Source organism: Pseudomonas sp. EL_65y_Pfl1_R83, assembly GCF_963970695.1.
Taxonomy (GTDB): Bacteria; Pseudomonadota; Gammaproteobacteria; order Pseudomonadales; family Pseudomonadaceae; genus Aquipseudomonas; species Aquipseudomonas tritici.
In genome coordinates this window covers 1-433 of the sequence record NZ_CAXAQI010000496.1, presented here as the reverse complement: position 1 = coordinate 433, position 433 = coordinate 1, and the positions used below count along the sequence as shown (strand labels likewise).

Below are 433 nucleotides of genomic sequence, written 5' to 3'. Positions count from 1 at the left end.
GAGGTCGTGATGGAGGTCGTCTGGAGCCGTAACAGCGCCGCTTGCAGCTCCTGATAGTCCCTGCCCCCGGTGCTACGCTTAATCGCCCGCAACAGGTCGTAGGGCGTAGTCGTCAGCGTGCGGGGTATGTCGTTCAAGCCTTGCTGCTTCATGCGATTGAGCGTGGACGCCGCCCATATTAGGATATCGGCGTCCCAGATCGTCGCCATTCCATATTCAGGATTGGCAGAGACATGGACGGTCACCGATTTGTCCGGGCTGACATACTCAATCGGCTTGACGCGCTTCTTCTTCGAGAGGCTGAAGAAGGGGCGCTGCATCGTCTCCTGATAATCACGCAGCGAAACGTCGCTGAAATCCGGCAGCGTGAAGAACATTTCAAATTGCACACGGCGACCTCCAACGATCGACGTTTGCGGGTTAGTGCTCACAC

The 433-nt window shown here is 57.0% G+C and carries 1 protein-coding gene; it reads right to left on the bottom strand.

Features of this window, described 5'->3' with window-relative positions; all coding sequences use genetic code 11:
• Positions 1 to 389, bottom strand: a 389-nt coding sequence (locus AACY08_RS30015; protein ID WP_339472720.1) for a replication initiator protein A, incomplete at its 3' end; no start/stop codon positions are given.
• Positions 390 to 433: the final 44 nt, after the last annotated feature.